Source organism: Salegentibacter sp. BDJ18, assembly GCF_017579965.1.
Taxonomy (GTDB): domain Bacteria; phylum Bacteroidota; class Bacteroidia; order Flavobacteriales; family Flavobacteriaceae; genus Salegentibacter.
The window spans coordinates 44,475-67,453 of the sequence record NZ_JAFLQX010000017.1; the positions used below are offsets into that span (position 1 = coordinate 44,475).

Here is a 22,979-nt window from a genome sequence, read left to right on the forward strand (position 1 = left end):
GATGACGAATTATTTTAACAGTCTTTCTTTACGTGAACAATTAGCCCAATTAGGAACCTGTAGGTTTATGGGTAGTGATGAATTCAGCGACGGAGTGGCTGCTTTAAAAGGAAAAAAGATAGTGATTGTGGGCTGCGGCGCTCAAGGCCTTAACCAGGGTTTGAATATGCGAGACAGCGGCCTGGATATTTCTTATGCGCTTCGTGAAGGTGCTATTAAAGAAAAACGACAGTCATTTAAAAATGCTTCAGAAAATAATTTTAAGGTGGGAACTTATGAAGAATTGATTCCTACCGCCGACCTGGTAATTAACCTAACGCCAGATAAGCAACATACTTCGGTTATAAAAGCCATTCAGCCGCATATTAAAAAAGACGCGGTGCTTTCTTATTCTCACGGCTTTAATATCGTAGAAGAAGGAATGAAGATTCGGGAAGATATTACTGTGATTATGGTGGCGCCAAAATGCCCCGGAAGCGAAGTTAGAGAAGAATATAAACGTGGTTTTGGAGTACCGACACTTATTGCGGTACATCCGGAAAACGATCCTCAGGGAATTGGTTTTGAATGGGCTAAAGCTTATGCAGTTGCTACCGGTGGCGATAAAGCCGGGGTTTTAGAGTCTTCTTTTGTGGCTGAAGTAAAATCTGATTTAATGGGAGAACAAACCATTTTATGCGGATTGCTACAAACGGGTTCTATTTTAAGTTTTGATAAGATGGTAGCCGAAGGCGTAGAACCTTCTTACGCTTCAAAACTAATTCAATATGGTTGGGAAACCATTACCGAAGCTTTAAAGCACGGTGGTATTACCAATATGATGGATAGGCTTTCGAATCCGGCGAAGATAAAGGCCGATGAGATTTCTGAAGAATTAAAACAAATAATGCGTCCGCTTTTTCAAAAACATATGGACGATATTATTTCAGGTGAATTTAGTAGCCGAATGATGCGCGACTGGGAAAATAATGATAAGGAATTATTAGAATGGCGTGCAGCAACCGGGGAAACCGCTTTTGAAAAATCTGAAGCAACTTCTGAAGAAATCAAAGAACAGGAATATTTTGATAAAGGTGTTTTATTAGTAGCCTTTGTAAAGTCCGGTGTAGAGCTGGCTTTTGAAACTATGGTAGAAGCTGGGATTGTTGCAGATTCAGCTTATTATGAATCTTTACACGAAACTCCGCTAATCGCCAATACCATAGCGAGAAAGAAATTGTTCGAGATGAACAGGATTATTTCTGATACGGCAGAATACGGTTGTTATTTATTTGATCATTCGGCAAAACCTTTAATTAAAGATTATGTGAATGGCTTACCAAAAGAAGTTATTGGCCATTCCTTTGGAACCCAATATACTGGAGTGGATAATCAGCAGTTAATAGCTGTTAATGATGAAATTAGGCAACATCCGGTAGAAAAAGTAGGAGGAAAGCTTAGAAAAGCAATGACTGCAATGAAAAAAATACAGGAATAAAATGGATACTTTGCTGGCAGATAAAAAAATATACAAACCTCAAGTTGAAGCTGTGAAAGAAGCGGCTGAACGGATTTCTAAAGTGGTGGTTAAAACACCCTTGATGCAATCTTTTACCTATAGCAAAAAGTTTTCAGCCAATGTAATGCTGAAAAGGGAAGATTTGCAACAGGTACGTTCTTACAAAATTCGTGGGGCATACAATAAAATTTCAAGCCTTCCGCAAGATCAGTTAGCAAAAGGGGTAATTTGTGCCAGCGCCGGAAATCACGCGCAAGGTGTAGCTTTTGCCTGTAATAAACTGCAGGTAAAAGGCGTGATCTATATGCCAATAACCACACCCAGGCAAAAAGTAGAACAAACCAAAATGTTTGGCGGCGATTGGGTAGAGGTGGTTTTAAAAGGAGATACTTTCGACGATTCTTTTAAAAGCTCAATGAAACACGCCGGGAAGTTCGGTTTGGTATTTATCCATCCGTTTGACGATGAAAAAGTGATTGAGGGGCAGGCCACCATTGGTTTGGAAATTCTGGAACAGGCAAGTGAACCTATAGATTACGTTTTCGCGCCACTTGGTGGTGGCGGACTTTTAGCCGGGTTGTCATCCATGTTCAAGGAACTTTCACCAAGTACTAAAATTATTGGAGTAGAGCCCGAGGGTGCAGCTTCTATGACTTCTTCTTTAAAAGAAGGAAAACTGGTAGAGTTAAAGACTATAGAGCGTTTTGTAGATGGTGCCGCGGTACAAAAAGTCGGGAGCCGTAACTTCGAGATTTGTAAAGAAAACCTGGATAAAATGATCACAGTACCGGAGGGTAAAATTTGCCAGACCATTCTGGATCTTTACAACCAGGATGCGATTGTGGTGGAACCCGCCGGTGCCATGGCTATAAGTGCACTCGACTTTTTTGCTGAAGAAATTAAAGGAAAAAACGTGGTATGTATTGTAAGCGGAAGCAATAACGATATTACCCGAACTGCCGAGATCAAGGAAAGAGCGCTATTATATGCCGGGCTAAAGCATTATTTCGTAATTAGCTTTCCACAACGAGCAGGCGCTTTAAAAGATTTCCTGGAAAAAGTTTTAGGTCCTAAAGACGATATTACCCATTTTGAATACTCAAAAAAGCATCATCGTGATAATGCCCCGGCAGTTGTTGGGATAGAATTAAACGATCCTGCCGATTTTGAGCCTTTGGTAGCCAGGATGAAAGCGAAGAATTTTTACGGGGAGTATCTCAATGATAAGCCTAATTTGTTTCAATATTTAGTATAAATATTTTGTTGGTTAAAATAATTATGTACATTTACAATATGCTTTCAATGAAACAAATAATATTTCCCATTTTTCGCTTCTTCCCGCGCCGCCGCAGGTAAGAAGTAAATTTCATTATTCTTTTTTAATATTATTTGATTTTAATTACAACTTGAGAGATCCACAAAATATACCGGCCAATTTAAATTTCAGAATAACTTCTGAAATTACACCTATTCGCCGCCGCTTCCCGCGTCGCACCTTGGTGCGTGTATAATTTAATGGAACTTAGGTGAGTCCGGTTCCCCTTTCAAAAAGAACAAATCAAATTTATTTTCACACTAATTTCTTAGCAAATGAAGATTGTCATTGCTAATAAATCTCACGCTCAATATGCTGAGATTATTTGTACAACTATAGAAGAATCTGCAAAGGTTCGAGGCACGGGTATTGCCCGCAGAACCCCTGTATATATCATTGGTAAAATGGAAAAGGGTAATGCTGTCATTGCCTTAGACGGCGAAAAATTTGCCGGTTTCTGCTATATCGAAACCTGGAGCCACGAAAGATATGTGGCAAACTCAGGCTTAATTGTACACCCAGATTTCAGGAACCAGGGATTGGCCAAAGATATTAAAGAAGTGGTTTTTAACCATTCCAGGAAAATGTATCCCAATGCTAAAATCTTCGGGATCACTACCGGTTTGGCCGTGATGAAAATAAATTACGAACTTGGATATCAACCCGTAACCTTTTCTGAACTTACCGATGATGATGCCTTTTGGAAAGGCTGCCAAACCTGTAAGAATTACGATATCTTAACCAGGACCGAACGTAATATGTGCCTTTGCACAGGAATGATGTACGATCCGGAAAGAAAAAAGGATGCAAAAAAAGGAGATAAAAAGGAAAGCTTAAATGATAAAGCTTTTAAGAGGTTGAAAAATATAAAACAGACCTTGTTTTATAAAAAAGAGAAAAACCAAAATTAGGAATCAGATTTATCGTCAAGCTGTCCCGAAGCTTCGGGATTGTTTCAGCTTCTAAACGACTTAGATCCTGAAACAAGTTCAGGATGACGTAACAATAAATAAGTCAAATGAAAAAAGTAGTTATAGCATACAGTGGGGGTTTAGACACTTCTTACTGCGCAAAATATTTATCTAAAGAAGAAAATTTTGAAGTCCACGCCGTGAGTGTAAATACCGGCGGATTTTCAGAAGAAGAAGTGAAGAAAATTGGAGAAAATGCACAAAAAATAGGAGCAAAAACCTATAAAAATATTGATGCGGTTTCTTCATTTTACCAAAGAGTGGTAAAATATTTAATTTTCGGAAATGTGTTAAAAAACAATACTTATCCGCTTTCGGTAAGTGCAGAGCGAATTGTACAGGCCATAGAGATTGTGAATTACGCAAAAAGTATTGATGCTAAATATATTGCGCACGGTAGTACGGGCGCAGGAAACGACCAGGTAAGATTTGATATGATCTTTCAAATAATCGCTCCCGAAATTGAAATTATCACCCCAATTAGAGATAAGCAACTCAGCCGCCAGGAAGAGATTGAATACCTGAAGCAGAATGGAGTGGAAATGAATTGGGAAAAGTCAAAATATTCAGTGAACAAAGGCCTTTGGGGCACTAGTGTTGGTGGAGCAGAAACGTTAACTTCAGAAAAACCTTTACCTGAAAGTGCTTATCCTTCCCAACTTCAGCAGAAAGAAGCGAAACAAATCAGTTTAAGCTTTACCAAAGGAGAACTTTCCGCGGTAGATGGAAAAGAAAATTCCCCTGAGAAGAATATCGAAATCCTAGAAGATATCGCCTCAAAATATGCGATTGGAAGAGATATTCACGTTGGAGATACGATTATAGGAATTAAAGGTAGGGTTGGTTTTGAAGCCGCAGCTGCGCTTATTACCATAAAAGCTCACCATTTACTGGAAAAGCATACGCTAAGTAAATGGCAATTACAGCATAAAGATTATTTGGCCAATTGGTACGGGACACATTTACACGAAGGCCAGTATTTGGAGCCCGTAATGAGGGATTTGGAAGCTTTTTTAGAAAGTTCACAGCAGCAGGTAAGCGGAGAAGTTTTCGTCACCTTGCATCCATACCGATTTACACTTGATGGAATTAAATCTGATAACGATTTAATGAATTCCAGTTTTGGAAATTATGGTGAAGAAAATAAAGCCTGGACGGCAGATGATGCCAAAGGATTTATAAAAATTCTATCAAACGCCGGGAAGATATACCAACACGTAAAAGAAGGGAAATGATAACAGCAGGAATAATTGGAGGTGCCGGATATACGGCCGGTGAACTTATTAGAATACTTATAAATCATCCGGAAGTTGAACTGGATTTTGTGTACAGTACCTCGCAACCGGGGAAACCTGTAGCAGGAATACACCAGGATTTACTGGGAGAAATCGATTTGCAATTTAGTGGAGAAATCAATAAAAATGTAGACGTGGTATTTCTATGTCTTGGACACGGAAATTCGGTAAAATTCCTTTCGAAAAACCAGTTTTCTGAAAACACTAAAATCGTGGATTTAAGCACCGATTATAGAATGAGTGGTGAACACTCTTTTATTTACGGCCTGCCGGAATTCAATAAAGAAAAGATAAAAGAAGCCGATTTTATAGCTAATCCCGGATGCTTTGCCACTGCTATTAGTTTAGCTATTTTGCCGCTTGCAAAAGCAGGATTGTTGCAGGATGAAGTGCACGTAAATGCAGTAACCGGCGCAACCGGAGCGGGAACTTCACTTTCTGCAACTACCCATTTTACCTGGCGGGACAATAATTTTTCCAGTTACAAAGCTTTTGAACATCAGCATTTAAATGAAATAGGGCAGAGCCTAAAACTACTTCAGAATAATAAGCTACCTGAAATTAATTTTATCCCGAATAGGGGAAATTTTTCAAGAGGAATTCACGCCACGGCTTACACGAAATTTGAAGGCAGTTTGGAGGAAGCGAAAGCGATATATACTGAGACTTATTTGGATTCCGCTTTTACGTTTGTTGTTGAAGAAGATTTGCATTTAAAACAAGTGGTAAACACTAATAAATGTCTGCTGAAATTACAGAAATTTGGCGATAAAATTTTGATTACCAGTATTATTGATAATTTACTGAAAGGTGCTTCTGGGCAGGCAGTTCAAAATATGAACTTAATGTTTGGTTTTGAAGAGACTTCAGGATTAAAATTAAAAGCGAGTTATTTTTAATGAGATATGCCACTAATTCACGAATATAATTGATCGAATAAAATTAAAGGCGTCATCCAGAACTTGTTTCAGGATCTAATTCACTTAGAAACCGAAATTAAAACCTTTAAGGTTTGACAAAAAATATTTAGTGAATTCGTGGCAAGCCTAACCAACTAAAACCAAAAAGATGAAAATAGCTATTATAGGAGCCGGAAACCTGGGACTTTCCATTGCGAAAGGCCTTATTGTAAACAATGCGTTTACCACCTTGTACCTTACCAAAAGAAAAACTGAAGAAATTCAGGAGTACGAGGAATATGCCAAAGTTAAGGTCACCAGTGATAATCGTGAAGCAGTTAAAAATTCAGATATCCTTATTTTTGCAGTACAACCCACGCAAATGCAGCGAATTCTGGAAGAAATTAAAGATGATCTTCACGAAAAGCACGTCTTAATATCCACGATTACGGGATTTAAAATTGCGGCTATTGAAGCTATTGTTGGGGAAGAACAGTTTATTGTACGTTCAATGCCCAATACGGCTATTGCTGTAGGAAAATCTATGACCTGCCTTTGCAGTAACGAAAAAGGGAAGAAACGCATCGCTATTGCCGAGGCTATTTTTAATCGTTTGGGAACAAGTATTATTATTGCTGAAAATAAAATGCAGGCCGCTACGGTAATTTGTGCCAGCGGGATCGCTTTCTGGATGCGGCTTATACGCGCTACCACCCAGGGAGCGGTACAACTTGGTTTTGATGCAAAAGACGCACAGCAACTGGCTATGCAAACCTGTTTGGGAGCTTCCAGCTTGCTTATAGAGTCTGGTAAACACCCCGAAGAAGAAATTGATAAGGTGACCACACCCCGTGGTTGTACCATTGAGGGACTAAACGAAATGGAACATAACGGCCTTAGTTCTTCTTTAATAAAAGGAATCCAGTCTTCATTTAAAAAAATAAATACAATTACAACCGAATAACTATGGACTTATTTGATGTGTATTCACTTTACGATATCACGCCGGTGAAAGGCGAGGGCGCCTATGTTTTTGATAAAGACGGAAATAAATACTTAGATCTTTACGGCGGGCACGCAGTAATTTCTATTGGCCATTCTCACCCGGCTTATGTAAATGCAATTTCCAAACAAGTAAGCAAACTGGGTTTTTATTCCAATTCGGTTAAAAATCCATTACAAGAGCAACTTGCCAATAACCTGGAAAAAATTTCTGGCGTAAAAGATTATAACCTGTTTTTGTGTAATTCGGGAGCTGAGGCAAATGAAAATGCTTTAAAAGTTGCATCTTTTCACACCGGAAAAGACAGAATTATATATTTTGAAAATGCCTTCCACGGAAGAACTTCGGGAGTAGTGGCAGTTACTGATAATGAAAATATTAAAGCACCGTTTAATCAAAATCATAAGGCTACGAAAATAGCTTTTGAAGATTCTGAAGCTGTAGAAGCTGAATTGAAAAAAGGAGATGTTGCCGCCGTTATTTTTGAAGTGATACAAGGTGTTGGCGGTTTGGACGAGGCTTCTTCCGAATTTTATCAAAAAATAGCTGAATTATGTAAAAAATATAATTCAGTTTTGATTGCAGACGAGGTACAGTCTGGTTACGGCAGAACAGGGGATTTTTTCGCCTTTCAAAAACATAATATTCGTCCTGATATTATTTCTATCGCCAAAGGTATGGGGAACGGTTTCCCAATTGGTGGTGTTTTAATAGATAAGGCTATTAAAGCTAAATCGGGAATGTTGGGAACCACTTTTGGAGGGAACCATCTGGCCTGTGCAGCAGGAATATCGGTTTTGGAAGTTATTGAGAAAGAAAATTTATTAAAGAATGCTGCTGAATTATTTGAATATGTAAAAGAAAAAGCGGTTGAAATTCCCCAGATTCAGAAAATTAAAGGTCGCGGATTGATGATTGGGTTAGAATTCGATTTTGAGATCGCGCAAATAAGAAAAGAGCTTTTATTTAAACATCAGATATTTACAGGGGCTTCAGCGAACAAAAAATTACTACGAATTCTACCTCCTTTAAATATTAAAAAACAACATTTTGATGAGTTATTTAAAGCTTTGACAATTGTTTTAGACTTAAAATAATTCCTGCAAGGTTTTTAAAACCTTGTAGGTATGTATGAAAAAAAAAACCTACAAGGTCTACGAGACCTTGTAGGAAAAAATTAATAAAATGAAGAATTACACAGAATTATCAGATATAGAAGATTTACAGCAATTAATTACTGAAGCGCTGGAACTAAAGAGAGGCACTCCTACTTTGGAAATCGGGAAAGGAAAAACCCTGGGAATGCTTTTTTTTAATCCCAGTTTACGTACGCGTTTAAGTACTGAAAAAGCGGCAAAATTATTGGGAATGGAAGTGATGGTAATGAATGCCGGCAGCGATAGCTGGAAACTGGAGTTTGAAGACGGTGCGGTTATGGACTCAGATAAAGCTGAACATATCAAAGAAGCGGCTGCGGTTTTGTCACAGTATTGCGATATCATCGCTGTACGAGCTTTTCCTGATTTACAGGATAAAGAAAAAGATGAAGCAGAAACCGTTTTAAGCAGTTTTAAAAAATACGCTTCAGTGCCCGTGGTTAACCTTGAAAGCGCTACGGGCCATCCATTACAGGCACTTACAGATGCGATTACAATTTCAGAATTAAATAAAAAAGATCGGCCAAAAGTAGTGCTTAGTTGGGCGCCACATCCAAAAACTTTACCGCAAAGCGTACCCAATTCTTTTGCTGAAATTATGCAAAATCTGGATGTAGATTTTGTGATCACAAATCCTGAAGGCTATGATTTGAATCGTGAAATCACTAAAAATATTCCTGTGATTCACAACCAGGATGAGGCTTTAAAAGATGCCGATTTTGTGTATGTAAAGAACTGGAGCAGTTATGAAACATATGGGAAAAAATTAAGCGAGGATAAAACCTGGACTTTTTCAGCAGAAAAATTAATGCAAACCAATAATGCAAAAGTGATGCATTGTTTGCCGGTAAGAAGAAATATGGTGATTGGTGATGAGGTTTTAGATTCAGAAAACTCGGTAGTAATTCAACAGGCGGGAAACAGAACCTTTGCTGCTCAGGCGGTTTTGAAAAGGATTTTAGAAGAGAAGGTAAAGCAATCCGAATTAGGTAAAAATGCTTAACCAGTATGTAGCTTGATCAAACTTGAATTGACGGAATTAAGGAATTATGAAAAACGAAGTTTTAAAAGTTGTAAAAATAGGAGGGAAGCTTATTGAAAATGAAACTAAGTTTTCAGCCTTCCTGGACGATTTTGTTGCTTTAGATGGTCCCAAAATCCTGGTCCACGGTGGGGGAAACCTCGCTACCGAAATTGCAGGAAAACTCGGTTATAAAACCCAAATGTTCGAAGGACGTAGAATCACCGATGCCGATTCAATTAAGGTGATCACTATGGTCTATGGAGGTTTCATCAATAAGAATATTGTGGCCAAACTACAGGGGCTTCAAACCAATGCAATTGGTTTAAGTGGTGCTGATGGAATGAGTATCGTCTCCAAAAAACGTCCTGTGAAGGAAGTCGATTTTGGTTTTGTAGGAGATGTGGAGAAGGTTAATTCAGAATTTATAAATTCACTTTTAGAACAAAATATTACCCCCGTTTTTTCGGCAATTTCCTGTACCGCTGAAGGATTACTTTTAAATACTAATGGCGATTCTGTTGCTGCGGAAATCGCCAAAGCGATGAGTTCAATTTATAAAACAGAACTTTATTTCTGTTTTGAGAAAAAAGGCGTACTGGCTGATGCGAAAAATGATGACTCGGTAATTGAAAAAATTGACAGGGAAAAATATAAGGAATTACTGGAAGAAAAAGTAATTAGTGACGGGATGTTGCCAAAACTACATAATTGTTTTCAGGCGTTGGAAAGTGGTGTAGAAAATATATTTCTGGGAGATTTCAGGCTATTAAAGAAAGAATCTGTTTATACTAAAATCAGTAACCAATGAAGCTCGAAGAATTACAAAAGGATGCTTTAGAATTACTAAAAAATCTTATTAAAACGCAATCCTTTTCAAAGGAAGAGGATAAAACAGCCGACTTGTTGGAAGACTGGTTTCGAGCTAAAGAAATGACCTTTTATCGGCATTTAAATAATGTTTGGGCCACCAACAAATATTTTGATCCAGACAAGCCTGGCTTGCTCCTAAATTCACATCATGATACCGTAAAGCCAAATTCAGCTTATACCCGGGACCCTTTTGAAGCCGAAATTGAAGATGAGAAATTATATGGGTTGGGTAGTAATGATGCGGGAGGTTGCCTGGTTTCCTTACTCGCTACGTTTACCTGGTTTTATGAATCCAAAGACCTGGAATATAACCTGATTTTTGCGGGCACTGCCGAAGAAGAAATAAACGGGAAAAATGGAATAGCCTGTATGTTGCCTAAAATGCCGAAAATTGATGTGGCGATTGTGGGAGAACCTACTTTAATGCAATTGGCAATTGCTGAAAAAGGCCTGGTGGTTTTTGACGCAAAAGTAAAGGGAACTCCTTCACATGCCGCTCATCCCAATGATAATAATTCAATTTATAAAACAGCAAATGTTTTAAAATGGTTTGAGGAATTTGATTTTCCGAAGGAATCGGAGGCATTGGGAAAAGTGAAACTTACAGTAACGCAAATCAATGCCGGCAGCCAGCATAACGTAGTGCCCGGCCACGTTGATATGGTAATTGATGTTCGGGTGAATGATGCGTATTCTAATGCTGAAATTGAGAAAATTTTACAGAAAAAAGCTCCGGTGGATGAAATAACTGCGCGCTCGCTTCGGTTGAACTCCTCTTCAATTCCCAAGGATCACGAATTGATTAAAGCCGGAATTTCCTTGGGAATGGAAACCTATGGTTCACCTACACTTTCCGACCAGGCGATGCTAAATTGCGCTTCCCTAAAATTAGGTCCGGGAGATTCCACAAGATCGCATTCGGCAGATGAATTTATTTATGTAAAGGAAATTGAAGAGGGAATAGAGAAGTATATAAAACTGCTCGATAAAGCTTTTAAAAAATAAAAACTATAAGTAGACTGATAGAAAAAATTTGCGTCAGGCTGTCCCGAAGCTTCGGGATTGTTTTCAGCTTCTAATGTGTTGCGGGTATAGAACAACTTAGATTCTGAGATAAATTTAGAATGACGTTTATAATTAATTTTCAGCTTAAAATAAATACTATGAAACTCTGGGATAAAGGATTAGCTATAGATAAAAAAATTGAAAATTTTACGGTTGGAAACGACCGGGAGTTAGATATGCATATCGCTGAATACGATTTAAAAGCTTCAAGAGCACATGCTAGAATGTTGGGGAAAGTTGGGATTCTGAATTCAGATGAAGTTAAAGCTATTGAAGATGAACTGGCAAAACTTCAGCAGCAGCTTGAAAATGGAACTTTCGAGATTGAGGAAGATTTTGAAGATGTGCATTCCAAGATTGAATTTGAACTTACTCAAACTTTAGGCGATACCGGAAAAAAAATACATACCGCTCGCTCCAGGAATGACCAGGTTTTGGTGGCGATGCAATTGTATTTTAAAGAAAATTTGAAGGAAATTTCAGGTAAAACCAAACAACTCATAGATGTTCTTTTAGGCCTTGCAGATAAGCATCAGGAAAAATTGCTTCCCGGTTATACGCATTTGCAAGTCGCTATGCCCTCGAGTTTTGGTTTATGGTTTTCGGCTTACGCCGAATTATTAATAGACGATCTTTATTTACTGGAAGCCGGTTTAAAAGTTGTAGATCAAAATCCGTTGGGTTCTGCCGCAGGTTATGGTTCTTCTTTTCCTATAGACCGTGAATTCACCACCCAAGAATTAGGTTTTTCAACCTTGAAATATAATGTAGTGGCCGCGCAATTGGGACGAGGAAAATGCGAACGAACCGTAACCTCCAATATCGCATCGGTTTCCAATACGCTTTCCAGGTTTGCGATGGATATTTGTTTGTATATGAGTCAGAATTTTGATTTTATCACTTTCCCCGATGAACTTACCACCGGCTCCAGCATTATGCCTCACAAAAAAAATCCCGATGTTTTTGAGTTGATTAGGGGTAAATGCAATAAACTACAGAGCATCGCCAACGAGATGATTTTAATTACCAATAATTTACCGAGCGGTTATCATAGGGATTATCAATTAATTAAAGAAAACAGCATTTATGCAGTTGAAAATATTAAAGAGATCCTTGATATTTTTATTCACTCTATCGCTTTAATTAAGGTGAAGGATATCAATTTACTGGATGAAAAATATAAATACCTCTTTACAGTAGATAGTATCAACGATTTGGTGATGCAGGGAAAATCTTTTAGAGAGGCTTATCAAATAATTGGAGGCCAGGTGCAGGAAGGAACTTATGAAGCTGCTGAAGGTAAAAAGCATTCGCATTTGGGCAGTAAAGATAATCTTGCTTTAGCCGAAATTAGGAGAAAAAAGAATGAGGCCTAGGTTTTTGAATATTTATGTGAGTTTAGAATAATAAGATCCCGACTTTTTTGTCGGGATAGTTCTACCAGCACTTTGCAGAAGCTTTATTAAGCTCTTACAAATTGGGTATCACTAAAAAAACCCCCCGCAAAACCACACGAAATGCGAAGGGTTCAAAACATAAATGAAGAAAAAATAATCTTAAATAATAGTCATTTGCCCAAGGTTCAGGTTTTCGTTGTTGATACTAATATTATCAACTTCACTGATAAGTCCCTCAAGGAAATCACCCACTTTTTCTGTGGTATAATGGTTGTCTTTGTTAATGTCTATGGTGCAAACGTTTAGTTTAATACTAAGTTCTACCGCTTTTTTCACTGCCTCAGCTTCTTCTACCAAACCGAAATGCTCTAAAAGCATCGCTGCCGATAAAATTGAAGCTACCGGGTTTGCAATACCTTTTCCGGTTGCCTGCGGATAGGAACCGTGAATAGGTTCAAACATCGCATTTTCTTTTCCTACAGAGGCTGATGCCAACAACCCAATGCTACCACCAATTACGCTGGCCTCATCTGAAAGGATATCACCAAACATATTTTCCGTAAGGATAACATCAAACTGGGTTGGGTTCAGGATCATTTGCATTGCGGCATTGTCTACAAATAGAAAATCCAGTTCTACTTCAGGATATTCTTTACCAATTGCAGTTACAGTTTTTCGCCATAATCTCGATGTTTCCAATACATTGGCTTTGTCTACCAGGGTTAATTTTTTGGAACGTTTCTCAGCCGCTTTAAAAGCCAGGTGAGCCATCCTGGAAATTTCTTCTACCGAGTAGGTACAAACATCGGTAGCGCTTTGGCCATCTTCTGCTGTAAATTTATCGCCAAAATAAATTCCGCCCGTAAGTTCCCTGTAAATTACCATATCGGCACCTGCAATGCGATCGGCCTTTAAGGGCGATTGTTCTATAAGTTTGTCGTAAGCTTTTACGGGTCTAATATTGGCAAAAAGTCCAAGGCCTTTTCTTAGCTGCAAGAGCCCCTGCTCAGGTCTAACTTTTGCATCTGGATTATTGTCGTATTTTGGATGTCCTATTGCCCCAAATAACACAGCATCAGATTTCTTGCACAATTCCAGCGTAGCTTCAGGTAACGGATTGTCCAGCAAATCTATTGCTGCCGCACCTACCAAGGCGTCTTCAAATTGAAAGTGGTGATCGAATCGATCTGCTACAGCTTTTAAAACTTTAACTGATTGCTGTGTAATTTCGGGGCCTATCCCGTCTCCGGGCAAGACTGCTATTTTTAATTTCATTTTTCTTCTTTATGTGTGGTTAATTTTTAATACTAAACCGTCTTAGAATTATAACTCTCGTCAAGCTGAACTTGTTTCAGCTTCTAACAAGTTTAATCAACTTAGATCCTGAAACAAGTTCAGGATGACGTTAATTCCAGATATCTACTCATATTCAAATCTACAAGGCTGTGGTCCCTTGTAATTTTTGTGTTCTTTTATGTTCATATTCTTTTATTGCATCCAGTTTGCTTACCAGAAAGTCTATATCGTCAAACCCATTGATCATACAGGTTTTTTTATAAGGATCTATCTCAAAGCTTTCTGAAATATCTTTCTTCGGAATTCTAATCTTTTGGGCTTCCAGGTCAACCATAATTTCTACGGAAGGATCTTTGGTGATTTCAGCAAAAAGCTGCTCCAAAAATTCCGGACTTACCTGAACCGGAAGCAATCCGTTATTAAGAGCATTTCCTTTGAAAATATCGGCAAAATAGCTGGAAACTACTACGGTGAAGCCGTAAGCTTTAAGAGCCCAGGCAGCGTGTTCCCTGCTGGAACCACACCCAAAATTATCCCCGGCGACTAAAATTGAACCTTTATATTCAGATTTATTTAAAGCAAATTCCGGATTAGGTTCATCATTTTTATCAAAACGCCAATCTCGAAAAAGGTTTTCTCCAAACCCCGCTTTATCTGTTGCTTTTAGGAACCTTGCAGGAATAATCTGGTCGGTATCTACGTTTTCTACTTCTAAAGGAACCGCTGTATCGGTTAATGTGATAAACTTTTCCATTTAATTTAAGTGTTTTGTAAAGTCGGTTAATTTTCCTGAAACAGCCGTGGCTGCCGCAGTTAACGGACTTGCTAATATTGTACGGGAACCCTGTCCCTGTCTTCCTTCAAAATTTCTGTTACTGGTGGAGACACAGTATTCGCCTGCAGGTATTTTATCATCATTCATTGCTAAACAAGCTGAACATCCCGGTTGGCGTAATGTGAAACCGGCATTTTCAAATACTTCTCGTAAACCTTCAGCTTCAATTTGAGCTGCTACCTGGCGTGATCCCGGAACAATTAAAGCGTTTACATTTTCAGCTTTTTGTTTACCTTTTATATACGCTGCTGCCTCTCTAAAATCTTCAATTCTGGAGTTAGTACAACTACCAATAAAAATCCAGTTTATAGGTTTATCTAATAAAGATTCTCCAGGTTTAAAGCCCATATAGGCCAAAGCTTTAGCATCGCTTTTTCCACCTTCCATTGGGATTGCACCTGTGATTTTAATTCCCATCCCCGGATTTGTTCCGTAGGTGATCATAGGTTCAATATCTTCGGCATCAAATGAATATTCCTGGTCAAATTCAGCGTCTTCATCGGTTTTTAAAGTTTCCCAATAAGCTTTTGCTGCTTCAAACTCTTCAGCTTTTGGTGCGAATTCTTTGCCTTTTACGTATTCAAAAGTAGTCTCATCTGGAGCGATTAAACCGCCGCGAGCACCCATTTCAATACTCATATTACAAACCGTCATTCGGCCTTCCATAGACATTTCTTCGAAAACATTTCCGGCATATTCGCAAAAATATCCGGTACCAGAATTTGTCCCGAGTTTGCTTATTATATACAGAATAACATCTTTTGGTAAAACCCCTTTTTTGAGTTTTCCGTTTACGTTTACCCGCAATTTTTTAGGTTTTTGAACCAAAACACATTGGCTCGCAAAAACCTGGGAAACCTGGCTGGTTCCAATTCCAAAAGCAATAGTACCAAATGCTCCGTGGGTAGAGGTATGGCTGTCTCCACAAACCATCGTCATTCCCGGTTGGGTGATTCCTAATTCCGGAGCCATTACGTGAACAATTCCGTTATAAGGATGGCCAAGGCCATAAAGGGTAATATTATTTTCCTCGCAATTTTGGGTTAATTCTTTAAGTTGTTTTCTAGACAATAAGTCTTTAACCGGTAAATGCTGATTTTGAGTCGGGGTGTTATGATCTGCCGTCGCAACAATTTGATCTGGGCGAAATACCGAAATATCCCTTTCTTTCAGCTCGTTAAAAGCCTGTGGACTCGTAACTTCGTGTATTAAATGTTTATCGATATATAAAATATCGGGACCATCGGGTATAGATTCTACCACGTGTGCATCCCAAATTTTATCGAATAAAGTTTTCTTCATTTTTATAAATTCAATCCTTGTTGTATTAAACTTTTTGTTGGATTATTAAGCTATAGCTCTTATTTTTCTTTCTGAAATTTCCATAATTTCGTGAATATCATTGTCTTCCACGCATCTTCTGGCATCAGCATAATTCAGAAATTCAGCATAAACCTCATCTAACTGAAGCTTGGTTAAATTGTAACCCATTTTCTTGGCTTTGTAAGCTAAAGCTGCTCTCCCGCTTCTGGCCGTAAGAACAATTGCAGATTCAGTAACTCCAACTTCTGCAGGATCTATAATTTCGTAAGTTTCACGGTTTTTAATTACCCCGTCCTGGTGAATTCCAGAACTGTGTGCAAAGGCATTTGCACCTACAATCGCTTTGTTTGGCTGTACAAACATTCCCATTTCACGGGAAACCATACAACTAGTATCAAAAAGGAATTTGGGGTCTATATTTGTGTTTAAATTTAAAGTAGGGTGTTGTCTTAAGATCATGACGACCTCTTCTAAAGCGGTATTCCCCGCACGCTCACCAATTCCGTTAATAGTGCATTCTATTTGGCGTGCTCCATTTTGTACACCTGCAATAGCATTTGCCGTAGCAAGGCCTAAATCGTTGTGGCAATGGCAGGAAATTCTAACTTTATCGATGTCCTTTACATTGTCTTTTAAATATTTTATTTTTCTTCCGTATTCATCAGGAAGGCAATATCCGGTAGTATCAGGGATATTTAGAACAGTTGCTCCGGCTTTAATCATTTCGGTACAAACGCGGGCAAGAAATTCATTATCTGTTCTTCCGGCATCTTCAGCATAAAATTCAACATCGTCTACAAAATTCTTTGCGTGTTTAACCGCGGCTACACCACGCACAATAATTTCTTCTCTGGTAGAGTTGAATTTATATTTAATATGTGAATCTGATGTTCCAATACCGGTATGAATACGCGGTTTTCTAGCATATTTTAAAGCTTCAGCAGCAACTTCGATATCTTTTTTAACAGCACGGGTGAGTCCACAAACGGCGGCATTCTTTGCCAGCTTAGAGATTTCGTAAACCGATTGAAAATCGCCGGGACTGGAAACAGGAAAACCCGCTTCAATAACATCTACTCCCAGCTCATCAAGGCGCGCAGCAATTTTAAGTTTTTGGGCCGTATTTAATTTACAACCTGGAACTTGCTCTCCGTCTCGTAACGTCGTGTCAAAAATTTCTACCTTTTCTGTGCTCATAAGAGATTTTTTTTACTTTATCTTTAACTAAAGTATTGTTAATCTATACACTGCAGACCTTTGCCTATAAGGTCATTACGATAATTAAACTAAAAAATATAATGTAATACCACTGTAAATCAGTTTATTACGAACTATTCTATTACAATGACTAATGATTTAACTGATAACTTATTTTCTTTGATTAAGTCGCTTTCACCTTCAGAAAAGCGTCAATTTTCATTGTATGTTGGAAGAATTGGTGTGAATACCGATAGTAAATTTTTAAATTTATTTAAGGTGATGACCAAAATGAAGAAATATAATGAGAAAGAAATTCTTCTAAAAACTAAAATAAGTAAGCAACAATTATCTAATGTAAAAGCACATTTATATAAACAAATTCTTATTAGTCTTAGACTGAATCCTGCTCATCAAAGCATACCGGTGCAAATTAGGGAACAGTTTGATTTTGCTTATATCCTTTATAGAAAAGGTCTTTACAAACAAAGTTTGAAATTGCTCGATAAAATTAAAGGCCAGGCGCTGGAATATGAAGAGAAAAATCTGGCTTATGAAATTCTGGAGCTGGAGAAAATAATAGAATCGCAATATATTACCCGAAGTATAGAAAACCGTGCCGAAAGCCTTATTCAGCAAACCCGGGATTTGAGTGATCTGAATTTAATTTCCAGTAAACTTTCAAATTTGTCATTACAATTATATGCTATTTTTCTAAAAATGGGATATGCCCGAACACAAGAAGAGGCTGAAAGTATTAGAAATTATTTTTACCAAAACCTTCCTGAATATCAAATCAAGAATATAGGTTTCAGAGAAAAATTGTGGTTGTATAAAGCCCACTTATGGTTTAGTTTTATCACCCAGGATTTTCTGGCTTGCTACCGCTATTCTATGAAATGGATAGATCTTTTTAATGAGCATACACATTTGGTACCTATTCACCCGGTTTCGTATTTAAAAGGTAATCATTATTTGCTGGAATCTTTATTTTACCTTAATCATACCAACTTATTCGAGAAAACCCTTAAGAATCTTGAGGGAATGCTGAAGGATGCCAAAATCCCTGATGATGATAATATAAAAGCCCTGGCTTTTCTTTATCTATACTCCAATAAGCTGAATTTACGCTTTATGCAAGGGAACTTTGCGAATGGCGATGAATTGGTAGAGAAAATCCAGAAACGAATAAAGAAATATAAGGACCGAATTGATGAGCATCACATTATGGTGTTCTACTATAAGATTGCCTGTCTATATTTTGGAGACGGGAACAATAAAAAATGTATAGAATTTCTTAATAAGATTATCAATAATAAATCGCTTGAAATGCGGGAAGATCTTATGTGTTTTGCCCGTATCTTGAGTTTGGTAGCTCATTACGAAGCCGGGCTGGACTATCACTTAGATCGCCTTGTAAAATCTACCTATAAATTTTTAATTAAAATGAACGATTTGCACGAGGTGCAGAAAGAAATGATACGTTTTCTTAGAAATTTACCAGAAGTTTCTCCGCTTGAAATTAAAGATGAATTTAAGAAACTGCATACCAAATTAAAAGATTTTGAAGATCATCCCTATGAGCGTAGGGCATTTTTATACCTGGATATCCTTTCCTGGCTCGAGAGTAAAATAGAAAACAGACCGGTGGCTGATGTTATTGCTGAAAAAGTAGCTTTGGTAAGTAGATAATTATTTTTGAAACACGAGAGGAAGACTATAACTTACATTTACCACCTCTCCAAATTGCTTCCCTGGTTTCCATTTTGGCATTTCTTTTACAACTCTATAAGCTTCCACCATATATTTAGCGGGGGCTTCTTCAACTATTTTAATGTCAGTCGTATTTCCTTCGCAATTAATAGTAAATCTTATTACTACTCGCTGCATAGAATTATGATAAGTAGGTATTTTAATATTTTCTATTAGATACTTTTGTAGAGCTTTTTGTCCTCCAGGAAATTCAGGTGGAATCTCAAAGGGGAAATATTCAATTTCTTCACCAGCCTTATTCCAAACCGTCCCTTTTTTTAGTTTATTTCGTTTGAAATAATCGTGTCTCCTTTTGATCCCATTTTTCCAGTAGGCAACTAATTCTCCGTGCATTTTTCCTTTCTTAAATTCTATCGAATGAAACAATTCTCCAGATTCATAATAATGTTTATGTAATCCTTCATAGATTTTCTTTTCATCTTTTAGGTCATAAGATTGCTCAGCTTTTTTTGTTCCATCCACGAAATAGGTTGTTCTTAAAAATTCATAGTCTTTGTCTGGAGTAGGAGTAACAATTTTAAAATATTTAGCATTTTCTTTCTTATCCAATTTCTGATAATTATTATCCATATAAATGGTATCCTGGGCAAATATGGAAAATGAAATTACAGTAAGAATTAAGCTGAGGAAAAGGATTTTCATAGTATTTTAGGCGGGTTTAGTTTAAACAATTATTCCAAAGTACTTCATCTGGAGGAGGAGCAATAATGTTTATTTCTTCTTTCTTTACGGGATGAATAAATTTTAGCTCCCTGGCGTGTAGATGAATACTGGCATCCTTATTACTTCGGTCAAATCCGTATTTAAGATCGCCTTTAATTGGGCTGCCAATTGCCGAAAGTTGACTTCTAATTTGATGATGCCGCCCGGTATGCAAATCTACTTCCAACAGAAAATAGTTGTCCAGTTTTTTTAAAAGTCGATATTCCAGAATAGCTTTTTTGCTTTCGGGAACTTCTTTAATATGGGAGTAAGATTTGTTTTGTTTTGGGTTTCTCTTTAAAAAATGGACCAAAGTATCTGAATCTTTCGGGGGAACATTTTTCACAATTGCCCAGTAAGTTTTCTTCGCTTCTTTTTGCTGAAAAAGCTTGTTAAGTCTTGGTAGGGCTTTAGATGTTTTTGAAAAAAGAACAATTCCGCTGGTTGGTCTGTCTAAACGGTGAACTACGCCTAAATAAACATTTCCGGGTTTATTATATTTTTCCTTTATATAAGATTTTACAACCTCACTTAGCGGTTTATCGCCAGTTTTATCGCCCTGAACAATATCACCGGGACGTTTATTAACCACAATAATGTGATTGTCTTCATAAAGAACCTGGAGGTTATTTTTATCTGAAATTGTTTTTTCCAAACTGGATATTTTATTTGCCTGCAAACTGCAAATTACGACTGCTTACTAAACTAATATTGTTCATCATCAGATGGGAAACTTTTGCTTTTTACATCGTCCCGATAATTTTCAAAAGCTTTGGTCATTTCGGTATGAAGATCGGCATATCTTCTTAAAAATCTGGGGTTAAATTCGTGGGTCATCCCTAACATATCATGAATTACCAAAACCTGGCCATCTACACCATTTCCGGCACCAATTCCTATTACAGGAATACTTATACTTTCGGCTACTTCTTTAGCCAGCTTAGCCGGAACTTTTTCTAAAACTATGGCAAAACAACCCAGGCGTTCCAACAAGATCGCATCAGATTTTAATTTTTCGGCTTCAGCTTCCTCTTTCGCTCTAACGGTATAAGTCCCAAATTTATAGATAGATTGCGGGGTTAAGCCTAAATGTCCCATTACGGGAATTCCCGCGTGCAGTATACGCTTAAGCGATTCTTTAATCTCTTTTCCACCTTCAAGTTTTACAGCGTGACCGCCGCTTTCCTTCATAATTCTAATTGCAGAGCGCAAAGCTTCTTTTGGATCACTCTGGTAACTTCCAAAGGGAAGATCTACAACAACAAGGGCACGATTTATAGCTCTTACCACGCTAGTTGCGTGATAAATCATTTGATCTAAAGTAATAGGAAGTGTGGTTTCGTGGCCCGCCATCACATTACTGGCAGAATCTCCCACAAGAATTACATCTATTCCAGCACCATCTACAATTTTTGCCATAGAGTAATCGTAAGAAGTTAGCATCGCAATCTTCTCACCATTTTTTTTCATATCTACGAGAGACTTGGTAGTGACTCTTTTATATTCTTTCTTAGCTACAGACATATTTTCAATTTTGGATGGTAAAAGTACAAAAACACGCGGTTTTAAGGTAAGAAGCTGGTTTTATTGTTTTTTAAGTTCAGCATAAAGCGTTTTTAATAATTCGCCATCGTCTCCGTGATATTGCCAAAACATCGCACCACCCAAATTATTATCTAAAATATAACAGGCTTTTTCTTTTATTGATTGGGGGTCATCATAAGTGATAAATGTTCCGGTATTTTCGCGCCAAAGAAAAGGTGCTTTGGCTTCTTTATCCCAATGGCGTTTATATTTACCAGTTTCTATACTATCTTTTAAATCTCTATAATTAATGCTGAAAGCATTCCCAAGAGCTTTTTGATGTAACCCGAAGTTTTTATTTTCGGTCTCGTGCCATCCACGGCCATAGAAAGCCATACCCACAACAATTTTTTCTGAAGGAGCGCCAGCCGCCAAATGTTCCTTCACCGCGGTTTGAGTACTCTGTTTGTAATCTTTGGGATCTGTTTCTGAAACATATAAGTTTGTATGGTGGGATGTAGAATCGTTCCAGCCACCCTGGTAATCGTAGCTCATAATATTTATAAAATCCAGGTATGGATGAATTTTATCCAATTCTACATTATCTAAATATTCCTGAGTGGCAGCCGTTGCTATGGTTAGTAAATAATTTCTCTGGTCTATTTTGCCCAGGGAATCTAATTTCTTTCTAAAAAGTTTTAAAATAGAGGTGAAGTTTTGTATGTCTTCAGGCATATGAGGGTTTCCCGCTCCTGGCAACCCGGGATATTCCCAGTCTAAATCTATCCCATCAATTTTGTGTTTTTGTAGAAAGGAAATTCCGCTATTGGCAAATCGCTCCCTGTCAGTTCTGGTTGCCACTGCTTCAGAAAATCCACCAGACCAGGTCCAGCCCCCAACCGAAATCAGGATTTTTAAATCGGGGTTTTCTTCTTTTAAACTGTTTATTTTTTTTAATCGTTCTACATCTTCAGGATTTCCTTCTATAATTTTTCCATCTTTAATATTAGCGAATGCGTAATTAATGTGGGTGAGTTTTTCAGCAGAAATTTCATCAAATTTATCATTAACATTATCACTAATAATGTAAGCTACAATCTTTTTTTCCTGTTTTTCCTGGGCCTTCATAGGAAGATTATTAAAGAAAAAACAAAGACTTAGACACCAGAAAATAATCGTAATTCTTTTCATAATTGATGGATTAGCGTAAAAACTTTAAAATACTAAATTAGCGTTTAAATAAAATGAATTCTATGAAGAAGTTATTATTAATTAGTTTTTTGCTTTTGTGACAAATAGGGTGGAGCCAAAATGGCGAAAAAGAAAATCTTCAGAGGTTAATTGAAAATTTCTTTGATGCCTTTCACGCTCAGGATTCTGTGAGGTTAAAAAGTTTTGCACATCCAGATATTAAAATGCAATCTGTAGCTATAGATAATGAAGGGAATACAGATTTATCTACTTCAGAATATTCACATTTTTTAAAGTCGATAGCTTCAATTCCAGCTTCGACTAAATTTGAAGAAAAATTACACAATTTTGATATTCTTGTTAACGGCATGATCGCCAATGTAAGCACTCCTTATTCTTTTTATATAAATGATGAATTAAGTCATTGCGGGGTAAATACTTTCCAGCTCATGAAATCAAAGAGCGAATGGAAAATCATTTATTTGGTAGATACACGTAGTAAAAAAGGCTGTAAGTAACTTCTATGTTGTAATCCAAGTTTTCTCTTATTTTATTTGCCTATAAAAAAATTAAAACACTGAAAAACAAATAATTAATGTTTTGTATAGGTTAAAAAAAACATGATGATGCCACTTAAAACCATA

The 22,979-nt window shown here is 37.4% G+C and carries 21 protein-coding genes; 13 read left to right on the plus strand and 8 right to left on the minus strand.

The genetic code is table 11. The annotated features are described in order from the left end of the window. The first annotated feature begins 1 nt into the window (after position 1). The 11 genes from ilvC (at position 2) to argH (ending at position 12,473) form a co-directional block, all read left to right on the plus strand. Positions 2-1,477 carry a ketol-acid reductoisomerase gene (ilvC, locus tag J0871_RS09825; RefSeq protein ID WP_208225062.1) on the plus strand — a complete coding sequence of 492 codons (1,476 nt, stop codon included), beginning with the start codon at positions 2-4 and terminating at the stop codon, positions 1,475-1,477. Position 1,478: 1 nt separating this feature from the next. Next, complete coding sequence (gene ilvA, locus J0871_RS09830; RefSeq protein ID WP_208225063.1) at positions 1,479-2,753, plus strand: threonine ammonia-lyase IlvA; 1,275 nt, start codon at positions 1,479-1,481, stop codon at positions 2,751-2,753. 335 nt (positions 2,754-3,088) lie between these two features. Then, positions 3,089-3,724 carry a GNAT family N-acetyltransferase gene (locus J0871_RS09835; RefSeq protein ID WP_208225064.1) on the plus strand — a complete coding sequence of 212 codons (636 nt, stop codon included), beginning with the start codon at positions 3,089-3,091 and terminating at the stop codon, positions 3,722-3,724. Between the two features lie 107 nt (positions 3,725-3,831). Next, positions 3,832-5,019: an argininosuccinate synthase domain-containing protein gene (locus J0871_RS09840; protein ID WP_208225065.1), complete on the plus strand. Its 1,188-nt coding sequence runs from the start codon at positions 3,832-3,834 to the stop codon at positions 5,017-5,019. After that, on the plus strand, positions 5,016-5,978 hold the full coding sequence (gene argC / locus J0871_RS09845; protein ID WP_208225066.1) for an N-acetyl-gamma-glutamyl-phosphate reductase: 963 nt from the start codon (positions 5,016-5,018) through the stop codon (positions 5,976-5,978). Before J0871_RS09840 ends, argC begins: the two co-directional genes overlap by 4 nt. 169 nt (positions 5,979-6,147) lie before the next feature. Further along, complete coding sequence (proC, locus tag J0871_RS09850) at positions 6,148-6,942, plus strand: pyrroline-5-carboxylate reductase (protein ID WP_093302180.1); 795 nt, start codon at positions 6,148-6,150, stop codon at positions 6,940-6,942. Positions 6,943-6,944: 2 nt separating this feature from the next. Beyond that, entirely contained in the window at positions 6,945-8,078 is a 1,134-nt protein-coding gene (locus J0871_RS09855) for an aminotransferase class III-fold pyridoxal phosphate-dependent enzyme (protein ID WP_208225067.1), read from the plus strand. 88 nt (positions 8,079-8,166) lie between these two features. Continuing rightward, positions 8,167-9,141, plus strand: a complete 975-nt coding sequence (locus J0871_RS09860; protein ID WP_208225068.1) for an N-acetylornithine carbamoyltransferase — start codon at positions 8,167-8,169, stop codon at positions 9,139-9,141. A gap of 46 nt (positions 9,142-9,187) precedes the next feature. Next, complete coding sequence (gene argB, locus J0871_RS09865) at positions 9,188-9,970, plus strand: acetylglutamate kinase (RefSeq protein WP_208225069.1); 783 nt, start codon at positions 9,188-9,190, stop codon at positions 9,968-9,970. Further along, a complete protein-coding gene (locus J0871_RS09870; protein ID WP_208225070.1) occupies positions 9,967-11,037 on the plus strand; it encodes a M20 family metallo-hydrolase in 1,071 nt (356 codons plus the stop codon). Before argB ends, J0871_RS09870 begins: the two co-directional genes overlap by 4 nt. 158 nt (positions 11,038-11,195) lie before the next feature. After that, a complete protein-coding gene (argH, locus tag J0871_RS09875; RefSeq protein ID WP_208225071.1) occupies positions 11,196-12,473 on the plus strand; it encodes an argininosuccinate lyase in 1,278 nt (425 codons plus the stop codon). A 180-nt stretch (positions 12,474-12,653) separates the two neighbouring features. Here the strand turns inward: argH and leuB are convergent, their stop codons facing one another. The 4 genes from leuB to J0871_RS09895 form a co-directional block, all read right to left on the minus strand. After that, on the minus strand, positions 12,654-13,769 hold the full coding sequence (gene leuB / locus J0871_RS09880) for a 3-isopropylmalate dehydrogenase (RefSeq protein WP_208225072.1): 1,116 nt from the start codon (positions 13,767-13,769) through the stop codon (positions 12,654-12,656). Positions 13,770-13,929: 160 nt separating this feature from the next. Then, positions 13,930-14,544: a 3-isopropylmalate dehydratase small subunit gene (leuD, locus tag J0871_RS09885; RefSeq protein WP_208225073.1), complete on the minus strand. Its 615-nt coding sequence runs from the start codon at positions 14,542-14,544 to the stop codon at positions 13,930-13,932. Next, positions 14,545-15,927: a 3-isopropylmalate dehydratase large subunit gene (leuC, locus tag J0871_RS09890; protein WP_208225074.1), complete on the minus strand. Its 1,383-nt coding sequence runs from the start codon at positions 15,925-15,927 to the stop codon at positions 14,545-14,547. A 45-nt stretch (positions 15,928-15,972) separates the two neighbouring features. Then, entirely contained in the window at positions 15,973-17,145 is a 1,173-nt protein-coding gene (locus J0871_RS09895; RefSeq protein ID WP_208225075.1) for a 2-isopropylmalate synthase, read from the minus strand. 147 nt (positions 17,146-17,292) lie between these two features. Between J0871_RS09895 and J0871_RS09900 the strand changes: the two genes are divergently transcribed. Then, on the plus strand, positions 17,293-18,837 hold the full coding sequence (locus J0871_RS09900) for a hypothetical protein (protein ID WP_208225076.1): 1,545 nt from the start codon (positions 17,293-17,295) through the stop codon (positions 18,835-18,837). Here the strand turns inward: J0871_RS09900 and J0871_RS09905 are convergent, their stop codons facing one another. From J0871_RS09905 to J0871_RS09920, 4 genes are read right to left on the minus strand one after another with little or no spacing between them, the layout of a single operon-like run. Continuing rightward, a complete protein-coding gene (locus J0871_RS09905) occupies positions 18,838-19,560 on the minus strand; it encodes an energy transducer TonB (RefSeq protein WP_208225077.1) in 723 nt (240 codons plus the stop codon). Between the two features lie 16 nt (positions 19,561-19,576). Further along, positions 19,577-20,275: an RluA family pseudouridine synthase gene (locus J0871_RS09910; protein ID WP_208225078.1), complete on the minus strand. Its 699-nt coding sequence runs from the start codon at positions 20,273-20,275 to the stop codon at positions 19,577-19,579. A gap of 50 nt (positions 20,276-20,325) precedes the next feature. Beyond that, the gene (gene panB, locus J0871_RS09915; protein ID WP_075326445.1) at positions 20,326-21,144 is read right to left on the minus strand and encodes a 3-methyl-2-oxobutanoate hydroxymethyltransferase; all 819 of its coding nucleotides are present in this window, start codon (positions 21,142-21,144) and stop codon (positions 20,326-20,328) included. Between the two features lie 60 nt (positions 21,145-21,204). Further along, positions 21,205-22,335: a glycoside hydrolase family 18 protein gene (locus J0871_RS09920; RefSeq protein ID WP_208225079.1), complete on the minus strand. Its 1,131-nt coding sequence runs from the start codon at positions 22,333-22,335 to the stop codon at positions 21,205-21,207. 188 nt (positions 22,336-22,523) lie between these two features. On the opposite strand from J0871_RS09920, the gene J0871_RS09925 reads away from it, so the two are divergent. Beyond that, a complete protein-coding gene (locus J0871_RS09925; protein WP_346014341.1) occupies positions 22,524-22,853 on the plus strand; it encodes a nuclear transport factor 2 family protein in 330 nt (109 codons plus the stop codon). Positions 22,854-22,979: the final 126 nt, after the last annotated feature.

What these genes read in the sequence shown, in the direction of transcription:
- J0871_RS09855 (WP_208225067.1), top strand. Translation starts at nt 6,945, where the DNA reads ATGGACTTATTTGATGTGTATTCACTTTACGATATCACGCCGGTGAAA.
- leuD (WP_208225073.1), bottom strand. Translation starts at nt 14,544, where the DNA reads ATGGAAAAGTTTATCACATTAACCGATACAGCGGTTCCTTTAGAAGTA.
- J0871_RS09900 (WP_208225076.1), top strand. Translation starts at nt 17,293, where the DNA reads ATGACTAATGATTTAACTGATAACTTATTTTCTTTGATTAAGTCGCTT.
- panB (WP_075326445.1), bottom strand. Translation starts at nt 21,144, where the DNA reads ATGTCTGTAGCTAAGAAAGAATATAAAAGAGTCACTACCAAGTCTCTC.
- argH (WP_208225071.1), top strand. Translation starts at nt 11,196, where the DNA reads ATGAAACTCTGGGATAAAGGATTAGCTATAGATAAAAAAATTGAAAAT.
- J0871_RS09905 (WP_208225077.1), bottom strand. Translation starts at nt 19,560, where the DNA reads ATGAAAATCCTTTTCCTCAGCTTAATTCTTACTGTAATTTCATTTTCC.
- argB (WP_208225069.1), top strand. Translation starts at nt 9,188, where the DNA reads ATGAAAAACGAAGTTTTAAAAGTTGTAAAAATAGGAGGGAAGCTTATT.
- ilvA (WP_208225063.1), top strand. Translation starts at nt 1,479, where the DNA reads ATGGATACTTTGCTGGCAGATAAAAAAATATACAAACCTCAAGTTGAA.
- J0871_RS09870 (WP_208225070.1), top strand. Translation starts at nt 9,967, where the DNA reads ATGAAGCTCGAAGAATTACAAAAGGATGCTTTAGAATTACTAAAAAAT.
- proC (WP_093302180.1), top strand. Translation starts at nt 6,148, where the DNA reads ATGAAAATAGCTATTATAGGAGCCGGAAACCTGGGACTTTCCATTGCG.
- leuB (WP_208225072.1), bottom strand. Translation starts at nt 13,769, where the DNA reads ATGAAATTAAAAATAGCAGTCTTGCCCGGAGACGGGATAGGCCCCGAA.
- J0871_RS09895 (WP_208225075.1), bottom strand. Translation starts at nt 17,145, where the DNA reads ATGAGCACAGAAAAGGTAGAAATTTTTGACACGACGTTACGAGACGGA.
- ilvC (WP_208225062.1), top strand. Translation starts at nt 2, where the DNA reads ATGACGAATTATTTTAACAGTCTTTCTTTACGTGAACAATTAGCCCAA.
- J0871_RS09840 (WP_208225065.1), top strand. Translation starts at nt 3,832, where the DNA reads ATGAAAAAAGTAGTTATAGCATACAGTGGGGGTTTAGACACTTCTTAC.
- J0871_RS09860 (WP_208225068.1), top strand. Translation starts at nt 8,167, where the DNA reads ATGAAGAATTACACAGAATTATCAGATATAGAAGATTTACAGCAATTA.
- J0871_RS09920 (WP_208225079.1), bottom strand. Translation starts at nt 22,335, where the DNA reads ATGAAAAGAATTACGATTATTTTCTGGTGTCTAAGTCTTTGTTTTTTC.
- J0871_RS09835 (WP_208225064.1), top strand. Translation starts at nt 3,089, where the DNA reads ATGAAGATTGTCATTGCTAATAAATCTCACGCTCAATATGCTGAGATT.
- leuC (WP_208225074.1), bottom strand. Translation starts at nt 15,927, where the DNA reads ATGAAGAAAACTTTATTCGATAAAATTTGGGATGCACACGTGGTAGAA.
- argC (WP_208225066.1), top strand. Translation starts at nt 5,016, where the DNA reads ATGATAACAGCAGGAATAATTGGAGGTGCCGGATATACGGCCGGTGAA.